25 protein-coding genes are annotated in these 26,991 nt (G+C 48.7%); 12 read left to right on the top strand and 13 right to left on the bottom strand.

What is annotated here, in order from left to right; all coding sequences use genetic code 11:
• Positions 1 to 663 precede the first annotated feature (663 nt).
• Genes KTO58_RS06065 through KTO58_RS06050 form a run of 4 tightly spaced genes read right to left on the bottom strand, consistent with a single transcriptional unit; the run spans position 664 to position 4,782 of the window.
• The gene (locus KTO58_RS06065; protein ID WP_095840238.1) at positions 664 to 1,509 is read right to left on the bottom strand and encodes a glycine betaine ABC transporter substrate-binding protein; all 846 of its coding nucleotides are present in this window, start codon (positions 1,507 to 1,509) and stop codon (positions 664 to 666) included.
• Between the two features lie 33 nt (positions 1,510 to 1,542).
• Positions 1,543 to 2,373, bottom strand: a complete 831-nt coding sequence (locus KTO58_RS06060) for an ABC transporter permease (protein ID WP_095840239.1) — start codon at positions 2,371 to 2,373, stop codon at positions 1,543 to 1,545.
• A 30-nt stretch (positions 2,374 to 2,403) separates the two neighbouring features.
• Positions 2,404 to 3,600: a quaternary amine ABC transporter ATP-binding protein gene (locus tag KTO58_RS06055; protein WP_095840240.1), complete on the bottom strand. Its 1,197-nt coding sequence runs from the start codon at positions 3,598 to 3,600 to the stop codon at positions 2,404 to 2,406.
• A gap of 39 nt (positions 3,601 to 3,639) precedes the next feature.
• Positions 3,640 to 4,782, bottom strand: coding sequence for a porin (locus tag KTO58_RS06050; protein WP_198315006.1), 1,143 nt, complete (start codon positions 4,780 to 4,782; stop codon positions 3,640 to 3,642).
• A 659-nt stretch (positions 4,783 to 5,441) separates the two neighbouring features.
• Between KTO58_RS06050 and KTO58_RS06045 the strand changes: the two genes are divergently transcribed.
• Complete coding sequence (locus KTO58_RS06045; protein ID WP_095840242.1) at positions 5,442 to 6,752, top strand: OmpA family protein; 1,311 nt, start codon at positions 5,442 to 5,444, stop codon at positions 6,750 to 6,752.
• Positions 6,753 to 6,916: 164 nt separating this feature from the next.
• The gene (locus KTO58_RS06040) at positions 6,917 to 8,260 is read left to right on the top strand and encodes an SMI1/KNR4 family protein (protein WP_157753158.1); all 1,344 of its coding nucleotides are present in this window, start codon (positions 6,917 to 6,919) and stop codon (positions 8,258 to 8,260) included.
• Positions 8,261 to 8,297: 37 nt separating this feature from the next.
• On the opposite strand, the gene KTO58_RS06035 is transcribed toward KTO58_RS06040, so the two are convergent.
• On the bottom strand, positions 8,298 to 10,217 hold the full coding sequence (locus tag KTO58_RS06035; RefSeq protein WP_095840244.1) for a DUF3857 domain-containing transglutaminase family protein: 1,920 nt from the start codon (positions 10,215 to 10,217) through the stop codon (positions 8,298 to 8,300).
• Position 10,218: 1 nt separating this feature from the next.
• Positions 10,219 to 12,234, bottom strand: a complete 2,016-nt coding sequence (locus tag KTO58_RS06030) for a transglutaminase family protein (RefSeq protein ID WP_198315007.1) — start codon at positions 12,232 to 12,234, stop codon at positions 10,219 to 10,221.
• A 114-nt stretch (positions 12,235 to 12,348) separates the two neighbouring features.
• Here KTO58_RS06030 and queG point away from each other — a divergent pair, with 114 nt between their 5' ends.
• The gene (gene queG / locus KTO58_RS06025) at positions 12,349 to 13,275 is read left to right on the top strand and encodes a tRNA epoxyqueuosine(34) reductase QueG (protein WP_095840246.1); all 927 of its coding nucleotides are present in this window, start codon (positions 12,349 to 12,351) and stop codon (positions 13,273 to 13,275) included.
• A 683-nt stretch (positions 13,276 to 13,958) separates the two neighbouring features.
• On the top strand, positions 13,959 to 14,489 hold the full coding sequence (locus KTO58_RS06020; protein ID WP_095840247.1) for an RBBP9/YdeN family alpha/beta hydrolase: 531 nt from the start codon (positions 13,959 to 13,961) through the stop codon (positions 14,487 to 14,489).
• A 40-nt stretch (positions 14,490 to 14,529) separates the two neighbouring features.
• Here the strand turns inward: KTO58_RS06020 and KTO58_RS06015 are convergent, their stop codons facing one another.
• From KTO58_RS06015 to KTO58_RS06000, 4 genes are all read right to left on the bottom strand, one after another.
• Positions 14,530 to 15,234: an NUDIX hydrolase gene (locus tag KTO58_RS06015; RefSeq protein WP_095840248.1), complete on the bottom strand. Its 705-nt coding sequence runs from the start codon at positions 15,232 to 15,234 to the stop codon at positions 14,530 to 14,532.
• Positions 15,235 to 15,318: 84 nt separating this feature from the next.
• Positions 15,319 to 15,972, bottom strand: a complete 654-nt coding sequence (locus KTO58_RS06010; RefSeq protein ID WP_095840249.1) for an HAD family hydrolase — start codon at positions 15,970 to 15,972, stop codon at positions 15,319 to 15,321.
• A 56-nt stretch (positions 15,973 to 16,028) separates the two neighbouring features.
• A complete protein-coding gene (locus KTO58_RS06005) occupies positions 16,029 to 17,390 on the bottom strand; it encodes an acyl-CoA dehydrogenase family protein (protein ID WP_095840250.1) in 1,362 nt (453 codons plus the stop codon).
• An 84-nt stretch (positions 17,391 to 17,474) separates the two neighbouring features.
• The gene (locus tag KTO58_RS06000; RefSeq protein WP_095840251.1) at positions 17,475 to 18,683 is read right to left on the bottom strand and encodes an SGNH/GDSL hydrolase family protein; all 1,209 of its coding nucleotides are present in this window, start codon (positions 18,681 to 18,683) and stop codon (positions 17,475 to 17,477) included.
• A gap of 240 nt (positions 18,684 to 18,923) precedes the next feature.
• Between KTO58_RS06000 and KTO58_RS05995 the strand changes: the two genes are divergently transcribed.
• Positions 18,924 to 19,436 carry an outer membrane beta-barrel protein gene (locus KTO58_RS05995; protein WP_095840252.1) on the top strand — a complete coding sequence of 171 codons (513 nt, stop codon included), beginning with the start codon at positions 18,924 to 18,926 and terminating at the stop codon, positions 19,434 to 19,436.
• A 124-nt stretch (positions 19,437 to 19,560) separates the two neighbouring features.
• Here the strand turns inward: KTO58_RS05995 and KTO58_RS05990 are convergent, their stop codons facing one another.
• Complete coding sequence (locus tag KTO58_RS05990; RefSeq protein WP_095840253.1) at positions 19,561 to 20,055, bottom strand: DinB family protein; 495 nt, start codon at positions 20,053 to 20,055, stop codon at positions 19,561 to 19,563.
• 251 nt (positions 20,056 to 20,306) lie between these two features.
• Here KTO58_RS05990 and KTO58_RS05985 point away from each other — a divergent pair, with 251 nt between their 5' ends.
• Positions 20,307 to 21,584 (top strand): Na+/H+ antiporter, encoded by a 1,278-nt coding sequence (locus tag KTO58_RS05985; protein WP_095840254.1) that lies wholly within the window; start codon positions 20,307 to 20,309, stop codon positions 21,582 to 21,584.
• A 31-nt stretch (positions 21,585 to 21,615) separates the two neighbouring features.
• Here KTO58_RS05985 and KTO58_RS05980 read toward each other — a convergent pair whose 3' ends face one another.
• Complete coding sequence (locus KTO58_RS05980; protein ID WP_095840255.1) at positions 21,616 to 22,065, bottom strand: SRPBCC family protein; 450 nt, start codon at positions 22,063 to 22,065, stop codon at positions 21,616 to 21,618.
• Positions 22,066 to 22,199: 134 nt separating this feature from the next.
• Between KTO58_RS05980 and KTO58_RS05975 the strand changes: the two genes are divergently transcribed.
• From KTO58_RS05975 to KTO58_RS05950, 6 genes are all read left to right on the top strand, one after another.
• Positions 22,200 to 22,664 (top strand): pyrophosphohydrolase domain-containing protein, encoded by a 465-nt coding sequence (locus KTO58_RS05975; protein WP_095840256.1) that lies wholly within the window; start codon positions 22,200 to 22,202, stop codon positions 22,662 to 22,664.
• 107 nt (positions 22,665 to 22,771) lie between these two features.
• On the top strand, positions 22,772 to 23,500 hold the full coding sequence (locus tag KTO58_RS05970) for a hypothetical protein (protein ID WP_198315008.1): 729 nt from the start codon (positions 22,772 to 22,774) through the stop codon (positions 23,498 to 23,500).
• Between the two features lie 9 nt (positions 23,501 to 23,509).
• Positions 23,510 to 23,761, top strand: coding sequence for a hypothetical protein (locus KTO58_RS05965; protein ID WP_095840257.1), 252 nt, complete (start codon positions 23,510 to 23,512; stop codon positions 23,759 to 23,761).
• A gap of 22 nt (positions 23,762 to 23,783) precedes the next feature.
• Positions 23,784 to 24,314 (top strand): DUF4269 domain-containing protein, encoded by a 531-nt coding sequence (locus tag KTO58_RS05960; protein WP_095840258.1) that lies wholly within the window; start codon positions 23,784 to 23,786, stop codon positions 24,312 to 24,314.
• 42 nt (positions 24,315 to 24,356) lie between these two features.
• Complete coding sequence (locus KTO58_RS05955) at positions 24,357 to 24,818, top strand: SRPBCC family protein (protein WP_095840259.1); 462 nt, start codon at positions 24,357 to 24,359, stop codon at positions 24,816 to 24,818.
• A gap of 28 nt (positions 24,819 to 24,846) precedes the next feature.
• Positions 24,847 to 25,563 (top strand): DUF92 domain-containing protein, encoded by a 717-nt coding sequence (locus KTO58_RS05950; RefSeq protein WP_095840260.1) that lies wholly within the window; start codon positions 24,847 to 24,849, stop codon positions 25,561 to 25,563.
• Positions 25,564 to 25,614: 51 nt separating this feature from the next.
• Here KTO58_RS05950 and KTO58_RS05945 read toward each other — a convergent pair whose 3' ends face one another.
• Positions 25,615 to 26,973, bottom strand: coding sequence for a MupA/Atu3671 family FMN-dependent luciferase-like monooxygenase (locus KTO58_RS05945; RefSeq protein ID WP_095840261.1), 1,359 nt, complete (start codon positions 26,971 to 26,973; stop codon positions 25,615 to 25,617).
• Positions 26,974 to 26,991: the final 18 nt, after the last annotated feature.

Below are 26,991 nucleotides of genomic sequence, written 5' to 3'. Positions count from 1 at the left end.
TTTCAGGATGTAAGATGCTTAATTTTCCTTCTATGTCAAGGCCGGGCATCACCGGGGTTTACCTGCATTGCTTGCCAACTTCACCGGTTAACCTGATCGTTGAGATTGCATGAACGGTCAGTTTTACGCGGTTTTTCACAGAAGATAGGGGGTTATTTTTTGGCAGGTGTAAAGATGCAATTATTACCCGTAGATCAAAATCGCAGGTGCATCCTATCGCTAAAAATAGGTGTTTGTACCTAAAAACCTAGGTGAATTCACTCATTTTTACAGGAATTCCTCTTTTGTGTTAGTGATTATGGTTTCTTCTGCTGACTTTTGTCCTGCAATCGGATAGTCAGCCGGATGTCATGAGGCGGGACTATATTGCAATTAAAGATCTATGCTACCTATGATAAATACTATGAAATTGCTTTCATCTGCGCCTGGCGCACTTCCCATATATAAACGCTGAACAGTTTCCGTCATATCAGTTATGACTACCCGTTTATTTTGCAACAGGTAGCCCAGCGACGACATATGATTTTGTTATATATAACGGACGTAACTCTTTTCTGATTGAAAATTTCCTATTGAATTGTTATTCATTAGGTATAGGGTATTTACGAATACAACCATCCAATCCTGGATGGTTGTTCTTTTTTATGTCTGTTATACGGATTGTTACCATTTATCGACCAGTTCCTGGTGGTCGGTGATCCATTTTCCGACGGCGGTATCTTCTTGTCCATCTGCTTCGGCTATTGCTGCCATGAGGGATGCCAGTTGTTGTTCGTCGAGGTGGAAGTTGCTAAAGAAGGTAGCTGCTTCTGGTGCGAGTGTGACGAATTGTTTGTTGGCGATTACCTGGATCTGTTCGGCTTCGCCGAATACTTTTTTATCATCCGTTAGGAATTTCAGCTGGTAGCGGGCGAACATCCAGTGCGGGGCCCATCCGGTGACCACTACGGTTTCCTTTGCGTCTATCTTTTTCTTTAATGTGGCCATCATAGCTGCTTCGCTGGAGGATTGCAATTCGTATGGCAGGTCATATGTTTTTACGGCTTCTTCTGCTTTTGTCATGATACCGGCACCGGCATCGATGCCGACGATCTTTCCGTTGAAAGCCGCTTTCTGTTGTTTCAGGTCTTCGATGCTGTTGGCCTTGACGTAATCGGGGACTACGAAACCGATTTTTGCTCCTTCATAGCAAGTACCCAGTACTGTTAGTTTATCTCCGAAGGTGTCCATATATGTCTTGTGAGTAACCGGCATCCAGGTGTCCATAAATACATCTGCATTGCGGCCGGCGACGGCCGCAAATACGGGTGCTACATCTGCATTTTTCAAGGATACGTTATATCCCCGTTGTTCGAGGACTTGTTTTGCCAGTTGGGTCATGGCTACTCCTTCTGCCCAGTTCACATAGGCAATTGTTACTTTCTTCTTCCCTCCTGCCCCGTTGCTGCAGGCCCATAGGCCTGTAATGATTGCGAGCAGGCATATCCCGATTAAACATCTTTTTTGCATCGTTGATCTTTTAAAAGGTGAATAATTATCCATCTATTTGGCGGTAGTCTGTTTCTTTTTACCGAAAGACTGGGTGATACGATCGAGGATGATGGCGAGGATCACGACGGCGATGCCTCCTTCAAAGCCGGTTCCTATTTTCAGCTGGGTGATTCCTTTCAGTACGATCTCTCCCAGGCCGCCGGCGGCGATCATAGCTGATATTACTACCATTGACAATGCCATCATAATGGTTTGGTTGACGCCGGCGAGTATGGTTGGCAAGGCCAGCGGGAGTTCTACTTTGAAGAGTAGTTGCCGGGGAGTGGCACCGAAGGAGCGAGTTGCTTCTACGATGCTGTCGGGGACCTGGCTGATGCCCAGGGTGGTAAGTCTTACTGCGGGCGGCATAGCAAATATGATGGTAGCGAATGCGCCCGGTACTTTACCTAGTCCGAAAAACAGTACGGCCGGGATGAGGTATACGAAGGCAGGCATTGTCTGCATGAAGTCGAGTAGCGGCCGAAGTAGTTTATTGGCCAGTTTGTTTTTGGCGGCCCATATGCCCAGGGGGATTCCCAATAATAGTGCGATGCATGCGGCGGCCAGTATGAGTGCCAGTGTTTCCATGGTCTTTTCCCAATACCCCATTCCATAGATGAGCAGCAGGCCCAGTATGGCCAATATACCGGTGCCCCAGCCGGCCCGTTTCCAGGATAGCCATCCCAGTAGTGCGATCACGACGTAAAATGGCAGGAGTAGCAGGCACCATTCCAATCCACCTACAACGGCTTCTACGCTTACTTTGATGACGTCGAACAAATTTGCAAAATGTAAGGTGAGCCAGTTAATAAATTGTTCTATATAAAGTCCTGGTCTAATCATATCTTTTTTTTTATCGGTGAAGGTGCACTATCAGGCAGATTGCGGAGCGCCGGTAGTTTCGATGATCAGGGATGTTTGTGTGATCAGCCCTAATAGTTTGTTGGTATCCGGGTCTACTACGGCGACGGGTTTATCAGTTTCGGCGATGAAAGGCAGCATTTGTTCTACGGTGGTATCCGGGTATGCGACGGGGACATCGCGGTGGATAACGGCTTCTATTGTTTTGTCGCCCCGTTGTTTTACTTCCAGCACTTCGTTGAGATAGACGAATCCGAGGAAGTGTTTATCTACTGTTACGGCGGGAAGTATATTTAGCCCTGTTGCGCGCATTTTCCGGAGGCTTCCTTCTGGTCCATCTTTCCGGAATACGGCTACGGTTGGGTTTTTGAACATGAGGCTGGAAGCGGAGATAATGGCTTTGCGATCTACTTTTTCGACGAAGGAGGCGACATATTCGTTTGCCGGTGCGGTCAGTATTTCTTCCGGTGAGCCGACCTGCATTACTTCTCCATCTTTCATGATGGCGATGCGATCTCCCAGTCGTATGGCTTCGTCCAGATCGTGTGTGATGAAGACGATGGTCTTATGCATTTTTTCCTGGAGGTCGAGCAGTTCATCCTGCATTTGGGTGCGTATGAGCGGATCTAGTGCGGAGAAGGCTTCATCCATCAGTAGTATTTCCGGATCGTTGGCGAGTGCTCTAGCGAGGCCTACGCGTTGTTGCATACCACCAGAGAGGGAGGCTGGCAACATGTCTTCATAGCCGGCCAGGCCGACCAATGAGATGACCTGCCGGGCTTTGCTAAGTCGCTGTGCAGCGGATATCCCCTGTAGTTCGAGGCCGAAAGCGACATTCTCCAGTACGTTACGGTGCGGCAGTAAGCCGAATTGCTGGAACACCATGGAGATGCTTGTTCGCCGGGTTTCTTGCAATTGCCGTTCGTTTAGTTTGGTGATATCGGTATCATTGATGAATACGCTGCCTGCTGTTGGTGAGATCAGTCTGTTCAGGCAACGCAGGAGGCTGGATTTACCGCTACCTGATAGTCCCATGATGACAAAAAATTCTCCTTTTTCTATCTCAAAGGAGGCATTGCTGACAGCTACGGTACAGCCGGTAGCTTCCAGTATTTCCGATTTGGGTTTACCGTCTTTGAGCATATTTAAAGCGGTTTCCCGATCGCGGCCGAATATCAGCGTCAGATCTTCTATTTTGAGTGTAGACATAAGCGTTATTTTTCGTGATGAAGTAGCTCTCTGATATTATCAGAAGTAGTATCCGATGTTTATATTAAAGCGACTGTGCCAATTGGCGTTGGCGTCGCCTGCTGCCAGTGCGGTATTCCAGAGAGGTCCCAGCCAGGGTTGGTTATATCCGGCGGCCCAATCGACATACGTATAGATATGTCCTGCTGTGAGCATGCATCCTAGTACATTCATCTGTGTATCTGTGAAACCATTCTCCGGCTTGTGCATATAGGAATAGTTTTCGTAGAAGGTGAGGGTGCTGATGGGCCCCCAGGTGACTGGTTGTGTATAGGACAAGGAAGTGGTATGTATAAATCCGCGGGCGGCTACTTGATAGGTAGCACCGTAGGCACCCATTTCCAATTGTTTGCGATACTGTGCGGAATCGGCTGCATGCCGTTCGTAATAGAGGGATTGCAGTTTCAGGTTCCACTTTCTGTAGCCCAGGTCTGTATGCAATGCTATTGCCCAGTGATGCCCCATATTTCCGGTGGGTATGTTATATATCCCACCTAACATGGCGGAAGCGCCGATGCTATTGCGATCATTAAAGAAATAGGCGCTGCGTATATTTCCCTGATTGACTTCTTTATTCCTGCCAGCTAAGTCGTATGAATAGCGGCCGGGATCGATGGCAGACTTATCGCCGAAGGACAGCTCTTCTGCGTTTTTATAGAATGCGAGCTGATGGAGCCAATTACGGCTTCTTTTTACCAGTTTGATGCCCATATCGTAGTCGTCTTCCAGACCGGCGTAGTAAGGGAGGTTAAAGAACCAGCTATGAGAGTTATAGGTTTGATTACCGAAGGGCACCTGGTGGAGGCCCAGGTCGAGGAACAGGCTATCATTAAAATGATAGCGAACGTAACCTTCTTTGAGCATACCGCCGCCGAAATCTTTTGAGTAGAAGCGATATTCTGCATGCAATGACAGTTTTTTCCAGGAGGCATCGGCGTTGATACGGAACATATCGAAACCGAAATCGCCACCTCTTTTCACCTGTTCTTTTTTCCAATCGGATAAGTTGTAATTAAATCTCAGTGCACCACCTATCTTTATCACGGGCTTGTTATTACTCGGAATACTATCTTGAGAAAATGCCGGATTGATAAGTAACAGGCATGACAATGCACCTGCCAATGATAGTAGTGTTCTAATCATAGTCAACAACTTTACCATAACTTTTAAGCTGATCTTTTCCAGGCCACTAAGCGTAAAGCTTGTGCGCGGGCAACTGCATATAAAAACAGCTAGCTGGAATGAGAACCGGGCGCGATGCGGCCCGACACGTGATCATTTACCAATAAATGGGACTGCCGTACAGTAATGAATGCTCGGAAGGCATATTAGACAGTCAAAAAAATTAAGCGATGCAAAGATACAAAAAACGCGGCTACCTGACAAGACAAAATCGCATTTAGTGTTTATTCCATCAATACACATCTCCCGCAATCCTTTACAGCAGAAGGTTTCATCGCCATAAAAAAAAAACAAAATACATTATACATATCCGAATCAATCATTATTAAAAAATATTACTGTCTCTACTACACTTAAAATAATATATTCATCTCCGTTGTGAAATGAGACATCTATAAGCATGAAAAAAACTCTTTAATGCGATTGGCGGGGTATCTGTATGTTGTTTTTTTTCTGGTCGTCTATATGCCTGTGTTTCCATTTATTAGCCTTTTTTACAACTATTTTACGTGTATGATTGTTTATACAGTTCATACGCGGGCAAACAACAGTAAATGGGTGCCTTCCGGTATTTATCTCTGGCCTGTTATCTTTTTTCTTAACCTCTAAACCCATAAACTATGTCTTTTGACTTATTGGAAACTGTAAAAAACCTCTTTACCGGTGAGGTGGTCGGTAAAGCTGCAGATCAATTAGGCGAAAGTGAGGGTGGTATACAAAAGGCCCTGGGAGGTATTGTTCCCACTGTGTTGGCTGGTTTACTCAATAAAGCCGGCGGTACGCCCGGTGAGGCAGCTGGTGCGCTGGACATAGCCAAGGAGGCGGCTGGTGCTGATACGCAGCATAGTATATTCCATGCATTGACTAATAATGCGGGTGGGTTGGCTGGCCAGGGGATTGACTTGTTAGGTCGTCTCTTTGGTGATAAGGTGTCATCTATTGCCGGTATGATCTCATCGTTTGCCGGCATAAAGTCTACGTCTGCGCAGGCGTTACTGAGTGCTGCTGCACCTGCTGCGCTGGGGGTAGCTGGGCAATATGCGAACCAGCATAACTTGGGGCCATCCGGGTTTACGGAATTCCTGAATAGTCAAAAAGACAAGATATTATCTGCGGTACCGGGAGGCTTCAACCTGGCTGGTCTGTTGGGGCTGGGTAACCTGGGAGAATTGGGTAAACGCCTGGGAGGTCTTACCGGTCATGTTGCGGACGGTGTACGTGACACTGCGGGGAGGGTTACGGGCGCTGCTACGGGGGCTGCTAACAAAGCCAGTGGCAATCGTTGGTTATGGTCTTTGATACTGATCCTGGCGGCTATTATTCTTTTGTGGTACCTGATGAAAGGTTGTGGTGGTAAACACAGCACCGATTCGGTTACTACTACCGACAGTACGGTTACTGCCGCTCATTCGGGGGACAGTGTAGCTGCTCCGGGAGTAGCTGCTCCTGCTGCATCGGAGGCTGTGAGGGAGAATATCCAGGTGACATTACCAGACGGTACGGTGCTGGATGCTTATAAAGGCGGCATAGAGGATCAACTTGTTCAGTTCCTGAAAGACGATTCCAAGTCGGCTGGCAAGGATGTATGGTTTGATTTCGACAATCTGAATTTCAAGACGAACAGTGCAGAGATCACAGATGAGAGTAAGAAGCAGGTAACGAATATTGCTGCGATATTAAAGGCTTTTCCGAAGGTGAAGATCAAAATAGGCGGTTATACGGATAAATCCGGGGATGATGCGGTGAATTTAAGGATTTCCCAATCGAGAGCGGAGGCGGTAGATAATGAGTTGAAGCGTCTTCATGCGGCAGCAGGGCAATTGCTGGGTGCAGAGGGATATGGGTCTAAGTTTGCCAAAGCATCGGCCAATGCTCCGGATGAGGAGCGGAAAAAGGACCGGCATATTTCGATCAGTGTAAGAGAAAAATAAACCGGCAGCGGATAGTAATTTACGGTAAGAAGAGGCGGTATCATACTTTTGATACCGCCTCTTCTTATATATGGATCTATCGAAAAATAGGGCTACTTTCGAAAAGAGGAGCATACTATCCTTTTACTTAAAAATGCCTTTAATTGGTATTTAAACGCAACGCTATGTATCAATTTGATGAACAGATAGCACGGATCAAGATTAAGTTGAAAGCAGCCGAGCAAACAGACAAGGCGTTGACGGCTTTTGGTGCTCAAACCCATCAATATATTCTCCACCAACCGCTGAGTGTAACAGCGCTATTGGATTTCGAAACACGGTATAAGATTGTTTTGCCCGAATGTTATAAGGCCTTCCTCCTGCTGGTAGGTAATGGCGGCGTATCCTATGCGGATTCAGCAGCTGGACCCTTCTACGGTATTTACCCCTTAGGGACAGGTGTGGATGACTTGACCAATGCGCCTGAAAAGTATTTAGGAGCGCCGGTAAAAATCTATCCTGACATAACAATTGATGCATGGCAGCATCTCATAAAAGAGACGGAGGAAGACGATATTTCCGATGAGGCCTATGACGCCGCCTTAGGAAATATTTATGCGGGCATATTACCTATCGGTTCACAGGGCTGTACGTATGTACATGGGCTAGTGTTAAACGGTGAACATGCCGGACGGGTGATCAACCTTGATACGGACGGGCAAAGACCCCAATTCTGTTTTGAAGACAACTTCCTGGATTGGTATGAACGCTGGCTGGATGAAATTCTTTCGGAGGACCTGCTAACAGACGCTGCGCCCTGGTTTGGTTATACGATGGGAGGAAGTGTTGAGCTACTATTGAACAAGTATCACGCAGCTATCGATCCGCTGGTCAAACATCAGTGTATCCGTGGTATCCTCTCCAAACGCAGTATATCGCCGGTCATGATCACCTTGCTGGAAAAAGCATACCAGGATGCCGATCCGGCGTACCAGCAGGAATGGTTAGGAGTGCTGACAAAGTTTAATTACCAGTTGGCAAAGCCGCATTTGTTGGCTTACAGCGCCATCAACCCGTTACCTGTTTTACAATTTGTCTGGTGGTATGCAAAAGATAAAAGCGCAGAATGGCAAGCGTTGATAACAGAAAGTTTGCGCGGCGTTACGGACGAGGAAACATTCCGGTTTTGCGGCTACCTGTTGTTGGAGAGCAATATTGATTATGTACCGCTGATCATTCCCCTTACCACCCATAAAAATCCGCAAATCCGTGTTAGTGCATTTTACCTACTAGGCAAAATCGCCAACAAGGCTGCTTACCTGGATGTATTCATCCAGGGCTTGCATGATCCTGCCAACGAGGTGATACACACGACTTTACAGGCGTTATCCGGCGTAAAGGATAAACGATTAATACCGGCGTATCAGCAATTGACAGCGCGATTTCCAATGGAGCAGGACTATATTTTATCCAATCTCTCTCTCCGGCTTGAAGATATGGGCATTTCCATTTCGGAGTTGAAGCAGTGAATGCTGAGACGTCAAATCTCTTGTTAAGAAAAAATCTTTATTGTTTTACCAGTACGATCTTGTTCCTGTCTCCCCGATATTCTGCGACGAGTAATGCTATAAGTTTATCGTAGTCTGTTGCCGGAAACCTGCCGGCTGTCCGTTCCAGTGTTCTGATATAGAGTATTGTACGGTCTTCCACCTTTGTTTGTGACGCGTATTTCCCGAATGCATTTTGCATAGCTACTGGTTCCGGCAGTGCTTCCAGGCTATATCCATCGGGGAGGGTGATCCTTACGGTATCTATATCGCGGAAGGCGTAGTGCAGCTGTATTTCTGAGTGACGGGGGGCCGCTTTACTATCCTGCAGGCTTCCTCCTTTGCTTAGCAGGTTAGGTTGCAGGAAGATACGTTTACCGCTTACGGTGGCATAGCTACGGGCGGTGATCTGCATATCTTCTTCTATGGCAGGCAGGTCATTGGTCAGGACGGTACATTTATATTGGTCGATATCGTAGCTAGGCAGATCGAATGCGTTGCGTCTGTCTTTGAGGAATGCTTCTTTTGACTGGTGGTGGTAACTGGCAAATAGGTCGTCCTGTTGCATGCCGGTGTAGACGGTATTACAGTTCATTTGTACATTACCATCGGGTTGTATCTGTGCGTTGATCTTCCTGATCTGCTGATTCTGCAGCATGCCATAGGCCGGTGTACGTACCAGTTTGCCCCCTGCTTCATCTATTAACAATACGGGTCTGTTGCCTGTAAAACCACCCATATAGCCCGGTTGTACGTACTGGCTGGTACATTCCAGCCAGGTGGTGTCTTTGCCATTTGGTACGCAGAGGATGGCATGATTAAAGGCTTGCCGGGGGAAATCTGCTATCAGTTCCTGCTTCTCCTCTCCTGCCCTTACCAAGGTATAAAATGAGCGGATGCCTGCTTCTTTTAGCAAGGCATACATACAGTTAGTCAGTCCTTTACAATCTCCATATCCTTTTGTCATTACGGAGGTTGCATCGAATGGTTGCCAGCCCCCTATTCCGAGCTGGATGCCGATGTACCTGGTACGTTGCTGGAAGTAGCGGTACAGGGATTTTATTTTTTCTGCATCGGAGGTCAGGCCATCGGTGAGTGCATGTACTTGTTGTTTGACGGCATCCGGCAGTTGATCGCGGCCGGTGGTGAGCTGGTATACGAAGCGGCCCATGCTTTCCCAGGATTGCAGGTTGCCTTTATAGCGGTCCAGCTGCATGTCTGCGGGGGCCAGGAATACGGTGGTGGTTTGTTCCCACCAGTCTGGTGCAAATCGTTCGTGTTCTCTTGCGGGCAGGTCTTTTACTTCCCAGGTGATGGTCTTACGATCGCCGGTGGTTGTCTCTACTGGTTTGTCCGGGTAGTGAAAGGCGCGGTGGCGTAAGGGGTAGTCTGCGGGTATGTTGACGATGAGCTTACGTTGTTGTACGGCGCAGAACATGCCCGGTTGCGGCGACCAGGCGGGGAACATAAAGGAGTGGTTATATTTTTCTTCGATCTCATATTCTACGGTATAGGGATATACCGGGTAGGTGCAGGTGTATTGTTTGATGCGGTCGTCGGATATGAAGGTACCATTTTCTGTACCAGGCAGGTCTTTCAGATCGGATGACCTTATTTTTTTGATCTGTTTGCCGTTGGCATCATAGATGGTGCCTTTTATGGCGTTGAGTTCGCATAATTTATCGTATCCCCAGCTGAGGGCTGCATAGTCTGCGCCCTGAGGGTCGAGTATGGTAATGGCATAGGTATAGGTGACCCTGACCTCTTTCAGGTCGGCCATGTGGACGACGGTTTCTCCGGTCCTGAGTACCGCATGTGCTTTTTCTTTGAGGGCAGCGGGTATACCGGCGGTATTATAATCCGGATCACCGGCCATGGCGGTTACCACCTGACTTGTCATCAACAGTATGACTAACCAACGTCTGATAGTGTACATCATGCTATTGTTTCTTTTTAAGGACGATCAGTTCTGCCTGTTTTTTCACGATCATATCGAAGAAGCTACGCAAGGCTTCATAGTCTTCGGGGGCGAATGTGGCTTTATTGAGTTTTATCCGGGAGCGGAACTGGATATTGTCGCCGGATTGGGCGATGAGGTATTGGAATACGCCTTCATCATCGTTGAATTTCACGACTGTGGGTTTGGGGAGTTCGTCTACGACGTACCCATCGGGTATCTGGAGGTTGAGGCTAAAGTTATTATCCAATACTGCCGCCATTTCTACGGGGTAGGTACGTACCTGCGATTTAAACGGATTTTCCTTTATGTCCTCTCCCATCATTGGATTGATGTAGAGTATATTTTCTTTCGGTGCTTCTGCTTCGAATTCGTATTTGATTAGGAGTGATTTTTCGAGGCTATCTATATCTTCTATTGCTGCGTTTTTGAAAGTGGTGTTGAAGGGTACGCGTTCTTCCATTTGTTTGAAGACGGATTCTTTTCCTTTGTCGCGTATTTTTTCGCGTATGTCGTAGGATTCGAAGTAGGTGGGTCTGTATTGCAGGAAGCCTTCGAGTTTACCATTTGCCCCTTTAGCGATGAAGGCGCTGCTAAGGCGTTGTTCTACCAGGTCATCGGCGGCGATGGTGAGCGGGGTGGCATCTGGGTTTACGACGCGTGCGTGGCCATTGTAGCAGGAAGGATGGAGCCGGCCGAATCCCAGGGGATAGGACGCATCGAGGTAGCTGACGGTGCTGTCATCGAGTTGAATGGCAGCTATGCTGTAATTGAAGCGGTCGATCAAGGGATATACGGGGGAGGTGAATCCATGTTTACGTGTGCTGAGGAGGATGGGCCAGCTTTCCAGCCCGGCGGCTTTCAGCATGGAGACCAGTACGAGGTTGATCTCCGCGACGTTACCACTTTTGCTGTTAAATACGGATTTCAGTGATTTGGTGGTATATATGGCGGAGTGGCCGGTGCAGCTAAAGTGATCTCTTACGTAGGCATAAATACGTTTAGCTTTTTCTTCGGGGTTATCGATGCCTTTTACGAGATCTTTTACTACATCTGCGTATCCATTTCCTTTGGTGAGATCGGCGCCATAGTTTTCGTTTTTCAGCAGGTCTTCGGACATTTTTTGGTAGGTGCCCATTACTGGTCTGATGGGATTATTGGGCCAGTGTACGGATGCGAGCTGGAAGTCTATGCGGGTCATGTGATTTTTGAGGCTGGTGGTATAGTTTTCCAGGCGGAGAGCGGGTACGTCTTTGGCTTGCCAGAAGTAGGTGCTGACGCCGAGCAGCAGGGAGACGGCTTCGGTGCGGCCGCTGGAGGCAAGGCCTTCATTGGCGGTTACGCGGAAGGAGAATTGGCGGCGGGCGTCTTTTCTATCTTTTTGGCCGAAGGGGTGGAATCCCTGCATGAGGAATACGAATTCGTATACTTCGGGTACGGTCACTTCGTATTCGCTCCACAATGTTGGGTATATGCTTTGAAAGTTCCACGGTTGGAGGTTGAAGTAAAAATCGGAATTCACGGTGTAGGAGTATTCGATGATGGCTCCTTCTTTGACGGCGGGGAATGTAAACTTCTTGGAGAAGTGGTTTTTGTCTTGTTGTTCGGTGAAGACGCTGCTGCTTTCGAGCGGTGTTTGTACGACTTGTCCATTTTCCAGGTTATAGGTATAGGCTTTTAGTTGCGTTACCTTTTCTTCCTGTTGTCCGGATTTGTAGAGGGGGATTTCTACGGTAGCGATGTCGTAGCCATTTTTGTTGAGTACCCGGGCGCGGAAATGTTGTTTATGTACCAATTTAAAGCCCTCATTATCTCCTTCGAACTCGGAGGAGCCTATATGGGACAATATGATGGCGGAGGCGCTGGTATCGACGGTATAGTGGCTGGTTTGAAAGTCGTCCGGGGTTACTTTACCGAATTTGGTGCGTTTCTTTTCCTGTGCATTGACGGTTGCTGTCAACAGACAGAGCAGGAAGCTAACAGTACTTTTAAATTTCATATAGGTATTGATGAGCGGCGAAGTTATGACACCCATTTCAATGTAGCGCTAACACTTACGTGGTAGCTGATTGTTAGGCGTAGTGCAGAAATAGTGTAAATTTGCAATCCTGATATGAACACACTGGAGAGAAATACGGCATTTATTAAGCGGCAGGCGGCGGCGTTGGGTTTTGACCATTGTGGTATTGCGCAGGCGGTACAGCTGGATGATGATGCTCGGCGGCTGGAGCAGTGGTTGAACCGGGGTATGCACGGTAGTATGCGTTACATGGAGCATTATTTCGACAAACGTATTGATCCGCGGAAGCTGGTGGATAATGCCTGTTCGGTGATCACGCTGTTGTTGAATTATTATCCGGAGCAGCAGCAGGTGGTGGATGCGCCCCGTATTGCCAAGTATGCGTATGGTCAGGATTACCATGAGGTGATCAAGGGTAAGTTGAATACGTTGTTGCTGATGATGCAGGAGGAGATTGGGGAAGTGAGTGGGCGTGGTTTTATTGATTCTGCGCCGGTATTGGAGAGAAGCTGGGCGCAGCGTAGTGGTTTGGGATGGATTGGTAAGAACGGGAATCTGATCCATAAGCAGGCGGGGTCTTTCTTTTTTATTGCGACGCTTATTACGGATCTTCCTTTATTATATGATAGTCCTACGGGGGATTATTGTGGTTCCTGTACGCGGTGCCTGGATGCCTGTCCGACGGATGCGTTGGTGGCGCCGGGTGTGGTGGATGGCAGCCGTTGCATTTCTTATTATACTATTGAGTTGAAAGAGTTGTTGATCCCGGAGAATATGCAAGGTAAGTTTGAGAATTGGATGTTCGGATGTGATATTTGTCAGGATGTGTGTCCGTGGAATCGTTTTTCCAGGCCGAACACGACGGTTGAGTTTACGCCATTGCCGGCGATCCTTAACTTCAGTACGCGTGACTGGGAGGATCTGACGGAGGAGGAGTTCAGGAAGGTCTTTCGTTATTCTCCGCTTAAGCGTTCCAAATATGGAGGGATACGCCGTAATCTGAAATTTATCCAATACTGATCTTCTATATTGTTTGTTGAGGGAGGTTCCTGCGTTATGGGAGCAGGTTAGTTTTATTGTTTGTTTTTTGGGTCTGTTCTAAAAAGGCGGTTGTTTCTTTCTTTCCTAACGTTTTTTCGTGTTTTCTGATGATATTTTGCCATTTGGTTGGGTAGATAAGTTGCCATTTAAAAATATTTTGCCTGCTAAAACGTATTAGTAAAAAATAAGTTAGCTAAATTCTTGACTATCGATTTAGCATACCCTACATTTGCTGTATCCGGAAAAGCCACCGGAAAAAAAAGTCTTCGGAACAGCAGCACCGGAGCAAATAAGTGAGCCAGCATCAAAAGGGGTTATAACTAAAAAGTGTAACCATACTATTGGGTATTGCCCCAAGTAGCGTCATAGTGTATATGCGTTACCGTGGTAGTATGTCTTTCCCGGATTATTATTAATGATGAAACAGTATACTGTAAGATATTTTTAGCTTTTTATGGACCTGAGTGCCATAACGTGGAATTTTAGCATTACAAAAGGTCGAATTCTTTCGACCTTTCTTTTTTTATTGTGTAAGGCTTAACTTTAGGCATATAGGTTAACCTATCTGGTTCCACCACCCGGATAAGAGGAACTGTTACGCGGAGCGTGTTCTAATGTGCAACGAATAGTTGCGAGTATTCATCGACAAAATATATGAACCTATGCAAATTAAGATATTGACTGCTCCCGGGCTGTATGGTTCTGGTGTGGGTCATTGGCAGACATTATGGGAGATATCGCCGGAGGTGCGGCGTATTATGCAGGAGGATTGGGATGCGCCGGAGCGGGCGTTGTGGGTGCAGGAGATGGAGTCAGCGGTGGGCATGGCGGGGCCTGACGTTGTTATAGCGGCGCATAGTTTGGGCTGCATTACGACGGTGCATTGGGCATTACAAACGCAGTTGGCCATAAGAGGCGCGTTGTTAGTGGCGCCAGCGGATGTGGAGCGTCCTTCATTTACGAGGGATGCGATAGGATTTGCGCCTATTCCGATGGTGCGGCTTCCATTTCCTTCGATTGTAGTAGCGAGTGCTAATGATGAGTATACGGCGCTATCCCGCTCCATACGGTTTGCGGCTGCATGGGGGAGTCGATTTGTACACGCCGGTAATGCCGGGCATATCAATAGTGCTTCCTGCCTTGGAGAATGGGAGGCGGGAAAAAAGCTAATACGTGAACTGATGGAATTATAGAACGCGCGCTCTTATTGGCATAGTACCGGAAGGCTGTATGTTACAGTTTTCCGGGATCTGTGATAAAGTTGAGGAAAGCGTCAAATTTGGCATTATACTTCCTTTTGTCGAGCTTGTAGTAGAAGGCTCCTCTTTTGGAAGTAGTACGCTCCTTCTCTTTCAGCTTGATCAGCAGGCCGGTAGATAGTACTTTACGGCTGAAGTTGCGTTTATCGAATTCATTGTCGTACACTGCTTCATACAGCAACTGCAATTGCGGCAGTGTAAAACGTGCCGGCAGTAGCTCAAATAAAATAGGATGAATCGCCGCCTTATAACGCAGTCTTTCTTGCGCGAGGTGCACCATGTTCACATGATCGAAGATCAGGCGGGGAAGTTTTTTAAGAGACACCCATTCTGCGCGGTAGTTGTTATTGTTCAACTGTTGTGTGTATTGGTTAATGTCTACCAACGCAAAATAGGCGACTGAAATGGTGCGTTCGGCAGAATCGCGTTTGGGATCACCAAAGGCGAAAAGCTGTTCCATGTACACCCCTTCCAGGCCAGTAAGTTGTTTTAGTGTGTGTGTCGCTGCATCGTCCAGGCTTTGTCCAGGCTGTACGAATCCTCCCATCAAGCTCCATTTACCTTTATGTGGTTCAAAACCACGTTTGATGAGGAGCAATTTGAGATCATTCCCGTCAAAGCCAAAGATAATACAGTCGATAGCAACCAGCATACGGGTTTGCCGGTAATAACGTGTCATAAATAGTCCGCAGTTTAAATTGTCTGCTAAGATACTGTGATGTGGGGACATTTACAGACTATTATGCAAAATATATCTTCACACCTATACGAAACACTGTTCCAGCAAAGGATCGGTGTAATCGTTAACGAAGCCGATGATATTTTTGGAAGCGGCGAACTCTTCTCGTGTATGCATAGTCGTGAGTACCAATGCATTCATACCTGCGTTAGCGGCAGCTTCTACTCCTTTTGGAGCATCTTCGAACACGATGCAATCGGTTGGTTGTATACCTAATGCGGTAGCTGCTTTTAGGAATACTTCGGGATGGGGTTTGCTTTTTTGTACGCTTTCGGCGCTGACGATGGCTTTGAAGTAGTGCCGGATGTTCAGGTTATCTAGTACATAGTCGATATTGAACAGGTTGGCGGCGGATCCGATGGCCATGGGTATGTGTTGATCGGCGGCGCGTTGGAGGAAGGTTTGGAGGCCGTTGATGAGTTGGAGGTGTGGGCGGAAGACTTGCTGGTATCCTCTTTCTTTTTCGTCGCTGATAGCGGCGACTTGTTCGGCGGAGAAGTGTCCGGGGCCGAATATTCGTTCGAGGAGTTCTTCGTTTTTACCATACATGTGGCTACGGACGGTTTCCCGGTCGAGAGTGGCGCCGAGGCGGCGGAGCATGGTATGCCAGGCATCGAGATGGAATTCCATATCGTTGATCATGGTGCCATTCAGGTCAAAAATAAAAGCGCGGTTCATCGTAATGTCCTTTTATGCAGGTACAAAGATAGGGAGGGCTATGTTAAAAGCCGGTATTATACGAAAGCGCTGAAGCCGGTGATGGCTCTGCCTACGATGAGGGAGTTGATTTCTTTGGTGCCTTCGTAGGAGTAGATGGCTTCGGCATCGGCGACGAACCGGGCGACGTTGTATTCCATGAGGATACCGTTTCCGCCCATTACTTCGCGGGCCCGGCTTACGACATCGCGTGTGCGGAGGGAGCAGAATACTTTGGCTAGGGAGGCATGTTCATCTTTGAGCAGGCCCTGGTCTTGCAGTTCGGACAGGCGGTATACCATTGTCTGCATGGCGGTGAGGTTGGACAGCATTTCGACGAGGTGGTTTTGAATGAGCTGGAATGCGGCGATGGGTTTACCGAATTGTTTGCGTTGGCGGGTGTATGCGAGGGCATGTTCGTAGGCTCCTCTTGCGCAGCCTACGGCCTGCCAGGCGACGCCGGCTCTTGTCATGCGTAGTACTTTGGCGGTGTCTTTGAAGGAGTTGGCATATACGAGGCGATCGGCATCTTTTACTTCACAGTCCTGCAAGGTGATGAGGCCGTTCTGTACGATGCGGAGGGCCATTTTGTCTTCCATTTTTCTAACGCTGAAGCCGGGGTTGTCTTTACGGACGATGAATCCTTTTACTTCGTTATCATCGAGGTCCCGGGCCCATATGACGAGTACGTCGGCGAAGGTGGCGTTGCCTATCCATTTTTTCTGGCCATTGAGTATCCAGGTATCTCCTACTTTGCGGGCGGTGGTGGTGAGGCCACCTGCGGCGGCGGAGCCAATTTCCGGTTCTGTGAGGCCAAATGCGCCAATTGTTTTGAATTGTTGCATGGAAGGCAGCCATTCCTGTTTTTGTTGTTCGGAGCCCAGGAGGTATATGGAGCCCATGGCGAGGCCGCTTTGTACGCCGAAGAAGGTGGATATGGAGGTATCTATGCGGGCTATTTCCATGGCGATCATGCCTTCGAGGAGGTAGGATCGGCCGGCGCAGCCATATCCTTCGTAGGTGAGGCCGCAGATATTGAGTTCGGCCAGTTTGGGAATGATTTCGAAGGGAAATTCTGCCCGTAACCAGTATTCGTTGACGATGGGTTGTACTTCCCGTTCCATGAAAGCTCTTACTTGCAGTTGGAGGGCACGATCTTCTTCTGACAGGCGATGGCCGAGGGTATAGAAGTCGCCTTCTATGGGCGGCAGTTCTTTGCGTTTCTTTTTCCCTGGTTGCAGCATTTTCATGAGGCCTGCCAGCTGGTTATCGTCCATTTGTGCGACGGTGCTCATGACGGCAGGCAGGTCTACTTTGGCTGCCAGTTTACTAAGTTGATCTACATCTACCTGTTTCCATAATTGGTAAGCGCTCTTCATCTTCGAAAAAATACTAGCCATAACATCTCATTTTCGGGATACTGCACAATCCTTGTACCGTTTTTTGCTGAGTGCGGCTGAAAGCGGTGAAAATGAGGGCTTTTTTTAACGATTTGCGAGGAAGTGGACGATCCTGCAGGCGTATCCTTTGGATTGGGTGTTTTTATTATTGGTGACGGCCAGGGACAAGGTATGCAGGCCGGTGGGGAGGTTATCTGCCAGGAGCAGGTACCAGGGCAGGTGTAGTGCTTTGCTCCAGCGGGTGTAGGTATCGGCGGTGCGGGCGGGTTGGCCATCTATGCTGTAGCTGATGATGCCGGCATCGGGGCCGGCGATGATGGCGATGCCGACGGCGTTGCCGGTGAAGTGGAATTGTAGGGAAGCGCCGGCGCTATCAGTTTCGAGGACGGGTACGTTTACGAAACCCGGGCGGGTGTTGACGCCATTTACCGGTTGCCAAGCGGGAGTGAAGCGGAATCCCTGCAGTGCTGTTGCCTTTTGTAATGGCTCGTAGTTTGCATACGTATAAGCTGCCTTATCGAGCGGTGGTGGTAAAGCGCGTTGTGCTGAGGAGGCGATGGTGCTATCGAGGCAGCGTTGCAGCAGCCTGTCGATAGTGTTGGCGTAAAGGCGGTGGCCGAACGGTGCGGGGTGCAGGTCTTTGAAATCCTTTTCCCAGGAGAATTCTCTGTTATCGATACGGCGGGTCACTTCTGCTGCCAGGTTGATAAAAGGAAGCTGGTAGCAGTCGGCGAGCCGGGCGTGTAACGCTACTTCTGCCGGGGTGATGCCATGGCGGTAGTCGTTCATCTTATCTTCGTCGACGAAAGCCATCAGCACGATGTCGATCTGTGGATTGATGCGGCGGGCATGGCGGATGATGCCTTCGAGGGCGCGGCGTTGTACGAGGCTATCAGTGGCATTGACCTTATCGTTGACGGCGGATTCGATAAATAAGAGGTCGATCTTTCCCTGGGACAATACGTCTTGCTGAAGTCTGAAACTGTGGGGCAGACTCCCCAGAGAGGGGATACCCGCGTTGAGGAAGGTGAAGGCGGACTGTGGCCAGTGTGTCTGCAGGTAAGTGCTGACGAGATCCCGCCAGCCCTGCATATTGGTGATGGAGCCACCCAGGAAAGCTACTTTGACAGCCTGTTGATGTCGTATACGTTGATGGACGAAGGGTAAACCCTGGTGAACGGTGATGAAGCTATCACTGGAAAGTGGCTGTATAGCTTGTGCGGAAAGCCGGTGACCAGCGAGGGAGTTACCGATCATTAATATAAGCAGCGTGCTGAACAAATATCTTTTCATAACGTTGAATAGTAGTCACGGGGAATTTCCCGGTAACTATGCTTCAAAAGTAAAACGTAGCTATTATAATACTGATGCCGTTTTAGCTATTCCTGTTATTCGATTGGCGAGGACAGTGGTCATAACTGGTATTGCATTTGTTGATGATGGCTAAGCTGTAAGCCTGCATATTTCTGTATTATAATTTTTCTATACATTTACAACGAACTTTAACATCATTTTGCGTAAACAATCATTACTATGAAAAAACATCTTGGCATTCTTTCCGCCATTGTAGTTATGCTATGTGTGGGTCATTTTTCTGCATCGGCCCAGTTAAAAAGATTCAGTTTGGGTCCTTTTGTGGAGGCGGGTTTTCCTACCGGTGATTTCCAGGAGACCAACAAGCGGGGTTTTGGTGTGGGCTTGCAAGCGGATATTAAGCTGGTTGCGGGTTTGGGAGTGACCGGATCGGTAGGTTATATGCGTTTTGGCGGGAAGACGGAGACCAACAATGGTGCTACTGTTAAGTATCCTGCTTTGGGGGCGTTTCCTATCCGGGTGGGTTTGCGTTATCATTTCATCCCATTGGTATTTGTGAAGTTTGAGAGCGGTGCGGCGAATTTCACCGGCGACTATTCTGGTACGGCGGTTATTTTGGCGCCCAGTGTTGGTGTACGTTTGCTGGGGCTGGAAGTATCCGGTAAATATGAAGCCTGGTTGAAGGATGGTACTAGAGGGTTCTGGGGTCTGAAGGCAGGTTATAATTTCTAGTATCTGTATCCCTTTATGTTATTCGTGCCTGCAAAGGTGTGCCTGCGGGCGGCATCTTTGCAGGCATTTTTGTGTGAGGTTGTGAGGCGGCGGTAGCTGCTGGAGTAGTTGATTTGCAGGCGTTTTATTTCCAGGCCTTCAGTAATCTCCTGACGAGGATGATCTGCCCCGTGTGATAGGCGGTATGGTCTGCTATGAGGACGGCTTCGCGCAGCAGGTGTTGTCCGTCGCCATGAGGGAATGGGGTATACAGGTCTGTGGAGGGATCTTTGATCAAAGCGATGAAAGCGTTCCTATCTTTCTTTATTTGTTCCAGGCTATGTTCCCAATCCTGTTTGGTGGCTGGTGTTGTTTCGGCAGGCCAGTATTCGTCGGGCCAGGCAGGCGATACATGTGCGGGGTCGCGGGAGAATTCCAGGATATCCCATTGGGTGATACGGATATGTTCTACCAATTGCCATATGCTATAGGGTAGTCCTTCGGGTTGTATGCCGCGGAGGTGCGCGGGGAGGTCATTTACTGCTTCTTCGAAGGTAACGTGGGCGTTGCCTTTGGATAACAGTTGGATGAGGGTATCCACGATCGTAATCCTTTGTTCTTCTTTGGTGAGTTGTTTCATAACAAACCTTTTTTACAATATGGGCAGCTGCAAATATCATTCCTTGTGTTCTCTTCGTCTATTAAATTAACAATCAATCTATTACCGACCACTTGTATAAGCGTTGTATAAGCATTGTATAAGCAATGTATAAGCGTTGTATATCCATTCTATAGTCATTGTATAAGCTGCTATATGCTTTGCTTATACAATGACTATACGAATGCTATAGGAATGATACAGGAATGGTATAGGAGTATTAATTTAGGGCTATGGAAAATTACAGCATTGTCTTATCTATTCTTGCTATCATTATTTTTCTAGCTGTTTTTGCGGAAAGGGTGAAGTTGCCTTACCCGGTATTGTTGATTGTGGCCGGGATCGGGTTAGGCTGTATACCATCGTTGCCGCATATAGAGCTGAACCCGGAGATCGTGTTGCTGATCTTTCTTCCTCCCCTGCTTTACGATGCTGCTTTTAACATACGATTTGATGAATTCCGGACACATCTGCATACGATCGGTACGTTGGCGATAGGGTTGGTGTTTTTGACGGCGACAGGTATTGCGGTGATTGCGCGGTATTGTATACCTGGTATGGACTGGCCCTTGTCTTTTGTGCTCGGGGCCATTTTATCAGCGACGGATGCGGTGGCGGCGATCGGTATTACGAAGGGGTTGGGGCTTTCTCACAAGACGAATACGATCCTGGAGGGGGAAAGCCTGGTGAATGATGCGTCGGCGTTGATCGCTTACCGATTTGCGGTGGCGGCGGTAACGGGTATAGCCTTTGTGTTGTGGAAGGCCGCCTTACAGTTTGTGATCGTGATGGGCGGCGGTATCCTGATGGGGATGGCGATGGCCAAGTTGCTGGCGTTCATACTGGTGCGGGTGCGTAATAATAACCTGGTGGTGATCAGTTATATGTTGCTGATGCCTTTTGTGACCTATGTGGTAGCGGAGGCGGTGCATGTATCTGGTGTGATCGCGGTGGTGATCTTGGGATTGGGTATTGCGCGGTTCAGCCGGAAGGTATTTCCCGAGTCGTTGCGGCATCAGTCGAGTTCTATCTGGGAGATCATTATTTTCCTGTTGAACGGGCTGATCTTTATCCTGATGGGGTTACAGTTTCCCTATGTGATCAAAAACATAACGCCGGAGCAGTTCTGGCCTTATATCGGTTATGCTTTCCTGATTACGGTGGTGGCGTTGGCGTTGCGGATGACGCGAGTGTTCATGCAGCGGGCGAACCTGGCGAGGGCTTTTGTGAGTCAGCGGGGGCGGATCACAGAAAATGCGTTACTGGATGTGAAGACCAGCCTGATCATTGGGTGGTCGGGGATGCGGGGTATTGTATCGCTGGCGATCGCTATTGGTTTGCCCTTGACGTTACAGGACGGATCGCCATTTCCGATGCGTAATGATATCATCTTTATTTCCATTGCGGTGGTGTTGTTTACGCTGATCGGGCAAGGGCTTACGTTGCCCTGGCTGGTGAAAGTGCTGAACAAGGTACCTGAGCAGGAAGCGACGGCGACGGCAGCCTCCTAGAAAAAAAGGTCCTGGTAACCAGGACCTTTTTTTATTCGTATCGTTCTGCGATCTCTTTAAGTTGTTGCAATGCTTTGGGCCAGAGACCATCCATCATAGAGACGTATTCTTCCGGCAGGTCTGTATCTACGCGTACATTTGTTTTACCATCTACGGATTGCAGTGTATAATTTTCATATACTTCATTGTTAGCGCATTCCTGTGCGAAGGCGGAGGTGAAGTCTTCTTTCCCATCCTTTACTTCTCCCAGGTGCCGGAACGACATGTATTCATTGGGTATCAAGTCGTCTATCCGGGAGAGCATCCCCTGTTCTTTGGGATCGAGGAAGAGCACTTTACTTCCTTTTTTCCAGTCGCTTACGGCGTGAGACCCGTCGCTGAACGGGGCGGTCCATTGCCGGTAGTAGGCATCCTGCCAGAGTACTTCCCATACTCTTTCTTTGGGAGCGTTGATGGAGATATTGTATGATAGTCTTTTCATATTGTCCGCTATTTAGGTGATAGAATGGTGATGTGCTTTATACTACAAATATCCATCCATCCTGTTTACCGGAAGGGGTACACTTCGGCCAAATCCGGGGGCAAACAAGACAAAAAGTTCAGTAAATTAGGCGGATGAAAACGACACATTTTTTAGAGCAGGTGACGGCGTTTCACCACGCATTCAAGGTTCCTATCCTGGAGGCGCCGGCTATTCCTGCAGCGGGCAGGTGCCAATTGCGTGTACAGTTGTTCGAAGAAGAGCTGGCGGAGCTGAAGGCAGCAATTGCTGAGAATGACCTGGTGGAGGTGGCGGATGCGTTATGCGATCTGCAATATGTATTATTGGGGACGGCGCTGGAGTTTGGATTGGGGGAGAAATTTGCGGCGCTCTTCGGAGAGGTGCACCGTTCCAATATGAGCAAGGCCTGCAAGACGCGGGAAGAAGCGGAAGAGACAGTACAATGGTACCAGGAGCAGCTGAGTACGGATGCATATTACAAAGAGACGGACGGTGTATTTATTGTATATCGTACACAGGATGATAAGGCATTAAAGTCTGTTGCGTATTCTGCGGCTGACCTCTCTCCTTTGCTTTAGCAGATTGATCATTGCTCATCATAGCGGCCTGCAAGTGATTGCGGGCCTTTGTCATTTAATGGCACAGTATTTACGGGAAAAACAGTTAGTACACAAAACATTTTCTTATGGCAACTATCAAAAAGAAGGAGCAGCGAAATGGGAAGCGGGCTACTGCCAAACGTTCGAAGAAGGCGGTGGCATCCGCTGTTAAAGCGCCTTTATCTGCTTCTTATGATCGTTACAAAAAATATAATGGTATGCAGTATACCGGTGTGCAGATAGGGCGAGGTCATCACTGGCATTATGACCAGGGAGACTGGAAGGAAACGAAGATCACACCTGACCTGTGGGAGATCTCTTATGCAGTGACCAAACGGCGGGTGGGACATGCACCAGAGGGATCGGGGGTACCGGTCGGTACGGGTTATCACTGGTATATCCTTGCTCACCAGACTGCGGAGAAGCTGAATGCCAATGACTATGCCACTACGATGAGTGGTTTGAAGTTCAAGATAGCACATAAGCGGGCGGACAAGCAAAAATGGAGTGCTTCCGGCGCGACCCAGCGTAAACATCTTATTGCTTTTCTTAAAGAGATCATTGATCAGTTGGAGCGGGCGCCGGTACCCATCCAATTTGAGTATGACGATGTGACGTATAAGGGGGAGGGTATACCTATTTCACAGACCTGCCGGCCAGGCTTTTGTTACGAGTTGGATATTACACTTAACGATGCGCCGATGGGTATCATCCGGTACGGTAAAAGTGGCTGGAAGATGGACCTGATAAAAGATAAAAAGCTGATTGCCGCTATCGGCGACGCAGTGATGCAGTCATTTGAAGCACCTATATAATCAACAATTATGGAGACAACCACTATTACGGTATATATCGATGATAAGCCTTATCGTTTTCATGTGGATATTGATCATGAAGCGCAACATACCACTTATCGTGTATCTACTGCGGAAGAGAAGCCACTTGACTTTTTGCCGGACACCCTGCAATACAATGAGAACGGGCAGGTAGTATTGGAGGAGCGGTTGCGCACGGTAGAGCAGGAACAGATCGCCCGGCTTATCTGGCAGGAGATCATTGACAAGACTAAACCTTAAGGAAAAACGGTAAGTTTATGGCATGAACCCAGCCTTTGACTTTACGGATATTTCTTATTTACAGGCAGGTACCCCTTTACAGCAGCAGGTATATGCGATTGTGACCCGGCACCGGTTGCTGGAGGTATTAGGTGAATATGGGCCTATATTGATCGGTAGTATTCCCATTCGTGTAGCTATTGCCGACAGTGATATTGACATTAGTTGTTGTTATAAGGATGCAATAGCTTTTCGTGTACACTTACAGACGTTGTTTGGGGATTATCCCTTGTTCCGGTTACGGGAGGGGGTATTGAACGGTTTGTTGGCGGTGATTGCGAATTTTGAGGCGGAAGGTGTGCCGGTGGAGATATTCGGGCAGCCCATCCCTGCGAAGGAGCAGTATGGTTACCGGCATATGCTGATTGAGTACCGGGTATTGCAGGAGCGAGGGGAAGGCTTCCGGGAGCAGGTGGTGGCGTTGAAAGTGCAGGGAAGGAATACGGAAGCGGCCTTCTGTGAGTTGCTGGGATTGGCGGGTCATCCATTTGAGGTGTTGCTAACGTTGGAGTAGCGATGTATCATTCTCTATTTATTCATTATAAAATGGATCATCATGACTCAGACAGGTAATCAACCTTATGCCGGCGCAGCTATGCTGATACGCCGGCCGGTGGCTGTTGTTTTCAATGCATTTATTGACCCGGCGGAGACGACCCGTTTCTGGTTTACCCAAAGTACGGGTAAGCTGGCAGCGGGTGCGGAGGTGGTGTGGACCTGGGAGATGTATCATGTGAGTACGCCGGTACGGGTGGAGGAGATTGTGGAGAACGAGCGTATCTTCCTGGAATGGGAAGGTAGTGGGATGGTGGAGTGGACGTTTGAGGAATTAGGGCCGGATGCGACGTTTGTGAACATCGTCAATACCGGTATTCCTGCTGACGAGGAGTTGGTAGCGAAGGTGCGGGATCTAACGGAGGGGTTTACGCTGGTATTGTCGGGACTGAAGGCTTACCTTGAGCACGGCATTGAGCTGGGGTTGGTAGGTGATCGTTTTCCGAAGGAGATGCGCGGGTAATGATCAAATAATTAAGGTAGTTTTGGGCATGTCGTCATCTGTTCTTGCATTAATAGTACCCTTTGTTTTACTGGCTGTGGCGGCCATTTGTATCCGGAAGCGCAAGTTGACCTTTGCGGCTGGGATGATGGCATGGCTGACGGGCATCTGTATTTACCTGGGCGGTGGTTTGCCCGGGTTGTTATTCCTGGCGGTATTTTTTGTACTGGCAACGCTGGCTACCGGTCACCGGAAGGCAGAGAAGGCATTGCAGGAGCAGTCAGATGCGCATCCTGAGATACGGCGTAGCGGGCAGGTGCTGGCTAATGGTGGGGTGGCGTCGGCGATCTCTGTGCTGGCATTTCTGCACCCGGACCTGAAGGCGCCATCCCTGATGATGATGGCGGCCAGTCTTGCGGCGGCTACAGCGGATACGCTATCGTCGGAGCTGGGTGTTGTGTATGGTAAGCGGCATTATAACATTTTAACTTTCAGAAAGGAGGCGCGTGGGCTGGACGGTGTGGTGAGCCTGGAAGGTACTTTGCTCGGAGCCGGTGGGGCAGCGGTCATTGCGGTCGTGTATGCGATGACGGTAGTACCAGATGGCAGTGCATGGTATGTGTTTGCCGGAGGCGTGCTGGGTAACCTGGTAGATTCTTTACTCGGCGCCTCCCTAGAGCGGCGAGGTATTATCGGTAACAATATGGTCAATTTCTTCAACACCTTATCCGGTGCTTTTATTGCGCTGGCGTTGTATGCTTTATAGCAACAACGGTGATACGGTTACGATCCGGCTGGAGCAGCGGCTTTAGGGTGATCAGAAACCCGCAACTTCCAGCGGGAGGTCGGTCGATGGGGCTGACTGTGTGGCGGTGCTGACCATTGCCTGGTAGTTGTCTTTGACGGCGGTGAGCCGTTGCAATCCTTTCATGATGTCTTCATATTCCAGTCCGAAATCTATGAGGCAGGCGATCTCGTCTACTCCCAGGCTGCTGAACCTGATAAGCACCTGTTCTACATCTTGCGGTGCGCCGACCAGGCTGGAGCCGGACACATACCGATAGAAAGAATAGTCCAACATATTTTCGATCTCTTGTTCGCTGAAGCGCTGTATTTCGGGATTGTTGCCATTGCTGGCGACAAAGTGCCGGAACAGGCCGAAGGAGGAACGGAGGTAGTTGATGAGGGGGGTACGGGTTTTTTCGTAGGCATCTTCCCTGGTGGGGGCTACGTAGGTATGCAGCATGAGTGTTACTTTGCCCTCTCCTTCCGAGTGTCCATGCTGGCGCCGGGCTTGCCGGTATACGTTGATCTTTTCGCCCAGTTCGTCTGGCGAGCTACCCCAGAAGTTGGTGAGGATATTGAGGCCGAGGCGACCGGCGGCGCGGAAGGTATCGAGGTTACCATTGGAGGTGATCCACATGGGTAATTGTATTTGCAGGGGACGTGGGAAGATGCGGGTATCTTTCTGTTGTCCGTTGCCATCTTTCAAGGTGATGGCACCTCCTTTCCAGAGGTGTTGTATTTGTTCGATGTGTTTATACATGACGGCATGTCTTTCCGTGTAGTGATCGGGAGCGAGCACGAAATCATTGGCTTGCCATCCGGAGGCGCAGGCGATGCCTGCTCTGCCTCCGGAGAGATTGTCTATTACGGACCATTCTTCTGCTACTCTGATGGGGTTGTGCAGGGGGAGTACGACGCTTCCAGCGCGTATGCCGATGCGGGAGGTGGAGGCAGCGATGGCGGCGCCGGCGACTGCCGGACTGGGGTACAGACCGGCGAATTCATTGAAATGTCGCTCTGGTGTCCATACGGCGGTAAAGCCATTTTTGTCACCAAATCGGGCTCCCTCTATCAGTAGTTTATATTTTTCTTTTACGTCGTCGTAGGCATCTGCATTGCCAAAATAAAAGAGGCTGAAGTCGAGATGTCGAGCGGCGGGTGTTATGGTATCCTTTATATCAAACCGGACGATTGCCTCTTCTGTACCTGCGGTGGCGATACCCGCAGCAGCCTGGTAGTGGCTGAGGAGTGCCTGTTTCTGTAATTGTATCTGTTCTCTGATCTCCGGCAGGAGGTCGGCGCTGTTGCCCGTTACGTGGATGATGTTGCCGGTAACCTGAATATCGACATGCGGGGCGCTCAGCAGGTCCATCAATGTTTTTGTTATCATACGATTGATACTATTTAG

Origin of the sequence: Chitinophaga pendula, from assembly GCF_020386615.1 — a bacterium.
Classification (GTDB): domain Bacteria; phylum Bacteroidota; class Bacteroidia; order Chitinophagales; family Chitinophagaceae; genus Chitinophaga; species Chitinophaga pendula.
This window is presented reverse-complemented; position numbering and strand designations above follow the sequence as displayed.

What these genes read in the sequence shown, in the direction of transcription:
- KTO58_RS06065 (WP_095840238.1), bottom strand. Translation starts at nt 1,509, where the DNA reads ATGCAAAAAAGATGTTTAATCGGGATATGCCTGCTCGCAATCATTACA.
- KTO58_RS06060 (WP_095840239.1), bottom strand. Translation starts at nt 2,373, where the DNA reads ATGATTAGACCAGGACTTTATATAGAACAATTTATTAACTGGCTCACC.
- KTO58_RS06055 (WP_095840240.1), bottom strand. Translation starts at nt 3,600, where the DNA reads ATGTCTACACTCAAAATAGAAGATCTGACGCTGATATTCGGCCGCGAT.
- KTO58_RS06050 (WP_198315006.1), bottom strand. Translation starts at nt 4,782, where the DNA reads ATGATTAGAACACTACTATCATTGGCAGGTGCATTGTCATGCCTGTTA.
- KTO58_RS06045 (WP_095840242.1), top strand. Translation starts at nt 5,442, where the DNA reads ATGTCTTTTGACTTATTGGAAACTGTAAAAAACCTCTTTACCGGTGAG.
- KTO58_RS06040 (WP_157753158.1), top strand. Translation starts at nt 6,917, where the DNA reads ATGTATCAATTTGATGAACAGATAGCACGGATCAAGATTAAGTTGAAA.
- KTO58_RS06035 (WP_095840244.1), bottom strand. Translation starts at nt 10,217, where the DNA reads ATGATGTACACTATCAGACGTTGGTTAGTCATACTGTTGATGACAAGT.
- KTO58_RS06030 (WP_198315007.1), bottom strand. Translation starts at nt 12,234, where the DNA reads ATGAAATTTAAAAGTACTGTTAGCTTCCTGCTCTGTCTGTTGACAGCA.
- queG (WP_095840246.1), top strand. Translation starts at nt 12,349, where the DNA reads ATGAACACACTGGAGAGAAATACGGCATTTATTAAGCGGCAGGCGGCG.
- KTO58_RS06020 (WP_095840247.1), top strand. Translation starts at nt 13,959, where the DNA reads ATGCAAATTAAGATATTGACTGCTCCCGGGCTGTATGGTTCTGGTGTG.
- KTO58_RS06015 (WP_095840248.1), bottom strand. Translation starts at nt 15,234, where the DNA reads ATGACACGTTATTACCGGCAAACCCGTATGCTGGTTGCTATCGACTGT.
- KTO58_RS06010 (WP_095840249.1), bottom strand. Translation starts at nt 15,972, where the DNA reads ATGAACCGCGCTTTTATTTTTGACCTGAATGGCACCATGATCAACGAT.
- KTO58_RS06005 (WP_095840250.1), bottom strand. Translation starts at nt 17,390, where the DNA reads ATGGCTAGTATTTTTTCGAAGATGAAGAGCGCTTACCAATTATGGAAA.
- KTO58_RS06000 (WP_095840251.1), bottom strand. Translation starts at nt 18,683, where the DNA reads ATGAAAAGATATTTGTTCAGCACGCTGCTTATATTAATGATCGGTAAC.
- KTO58_RS05995 (WP_095840252.1), top strand. Translation starts at nt 18,924, where the DNA reads ATGAAAAAACATCTTGGCATTCTTTCCGCCATTGTAGTTATGCTATGT.
- KTO58_RS05990 (WP_095840253.1), bottom strand. Translation starts at nt 20,055, where the DNA reads ATGAAACAACTCACCAAAGAAGAACAAAGGATTACGATCGTGGATACC.
- KTO58_RS05985 (WP_095840254.1), top strand. Translation starts at nt 20,307, where the DNA reads ATGGAAAATTACAGCATTGTCTTATCTATTCTTGCTATCATTATTTTT.
- KTO58_RS05980 (WP_095840255.1), bottom strand. Translation starts at nt 22,065, where the DNA reads ATGAAAAGACTATCATACAATATCTCCATCAACGCTCCCAAAGAAAGA.
- KTO58_RS05975 (WP_095840256.1), top strand. Translation starts at nt 22,200, where the DNA reads ATGAAAACGACACATTTTTTAGAGCAGGTGACGGCGTTTCACCACGCA.
- KTO58_RS05970 (WP_198315008.1), top strand. Translation starts at nt 22,772, where the DNA reads ATGGCAACTATCAAAAAGAAGGAGCAGCGAAATGGGAAGCGGGCTACT.
- KTO58_RS05965 (WP_095840257.1), top strand. Translation starts at nt 23,510, where the DNA reads ATGGAGACAACCACTATTACGGTATATATCGATGATAAGCCTTATCGT.
- KTO58_RS05960 (WP_095840258.1), top strand. Translation starts at nt 23,784, where the DNA reads ATGAACCCAGCCTTTGACTTTACGGATATTTCTTATTTACAGGCAGGT.
- KTO58_RS05955 (WP_095840259.1), top strand. Translation starts at nt 24,357, where the DNA reads ATGACTCAGACAGGTAATCAACCTTATGCCGGCGCAGCTATGCTGATA.
- KTO58_RS05950 (WP_095840260.1), top strand. Translation starts at nt 24,847, where the DNA reads ATGTCGTCATCTGTTCTTGCATTAATAGTACCCTTTGTTTTACTGGCT.
- KTO58_RS05945 (WP_095840261.1), bottom strand. Translation starts at nt 26,973, where the DNA reads ATGATAACAAAAACATTGATGGACCTGCTGAGCGCCCCGCATGTCGAT.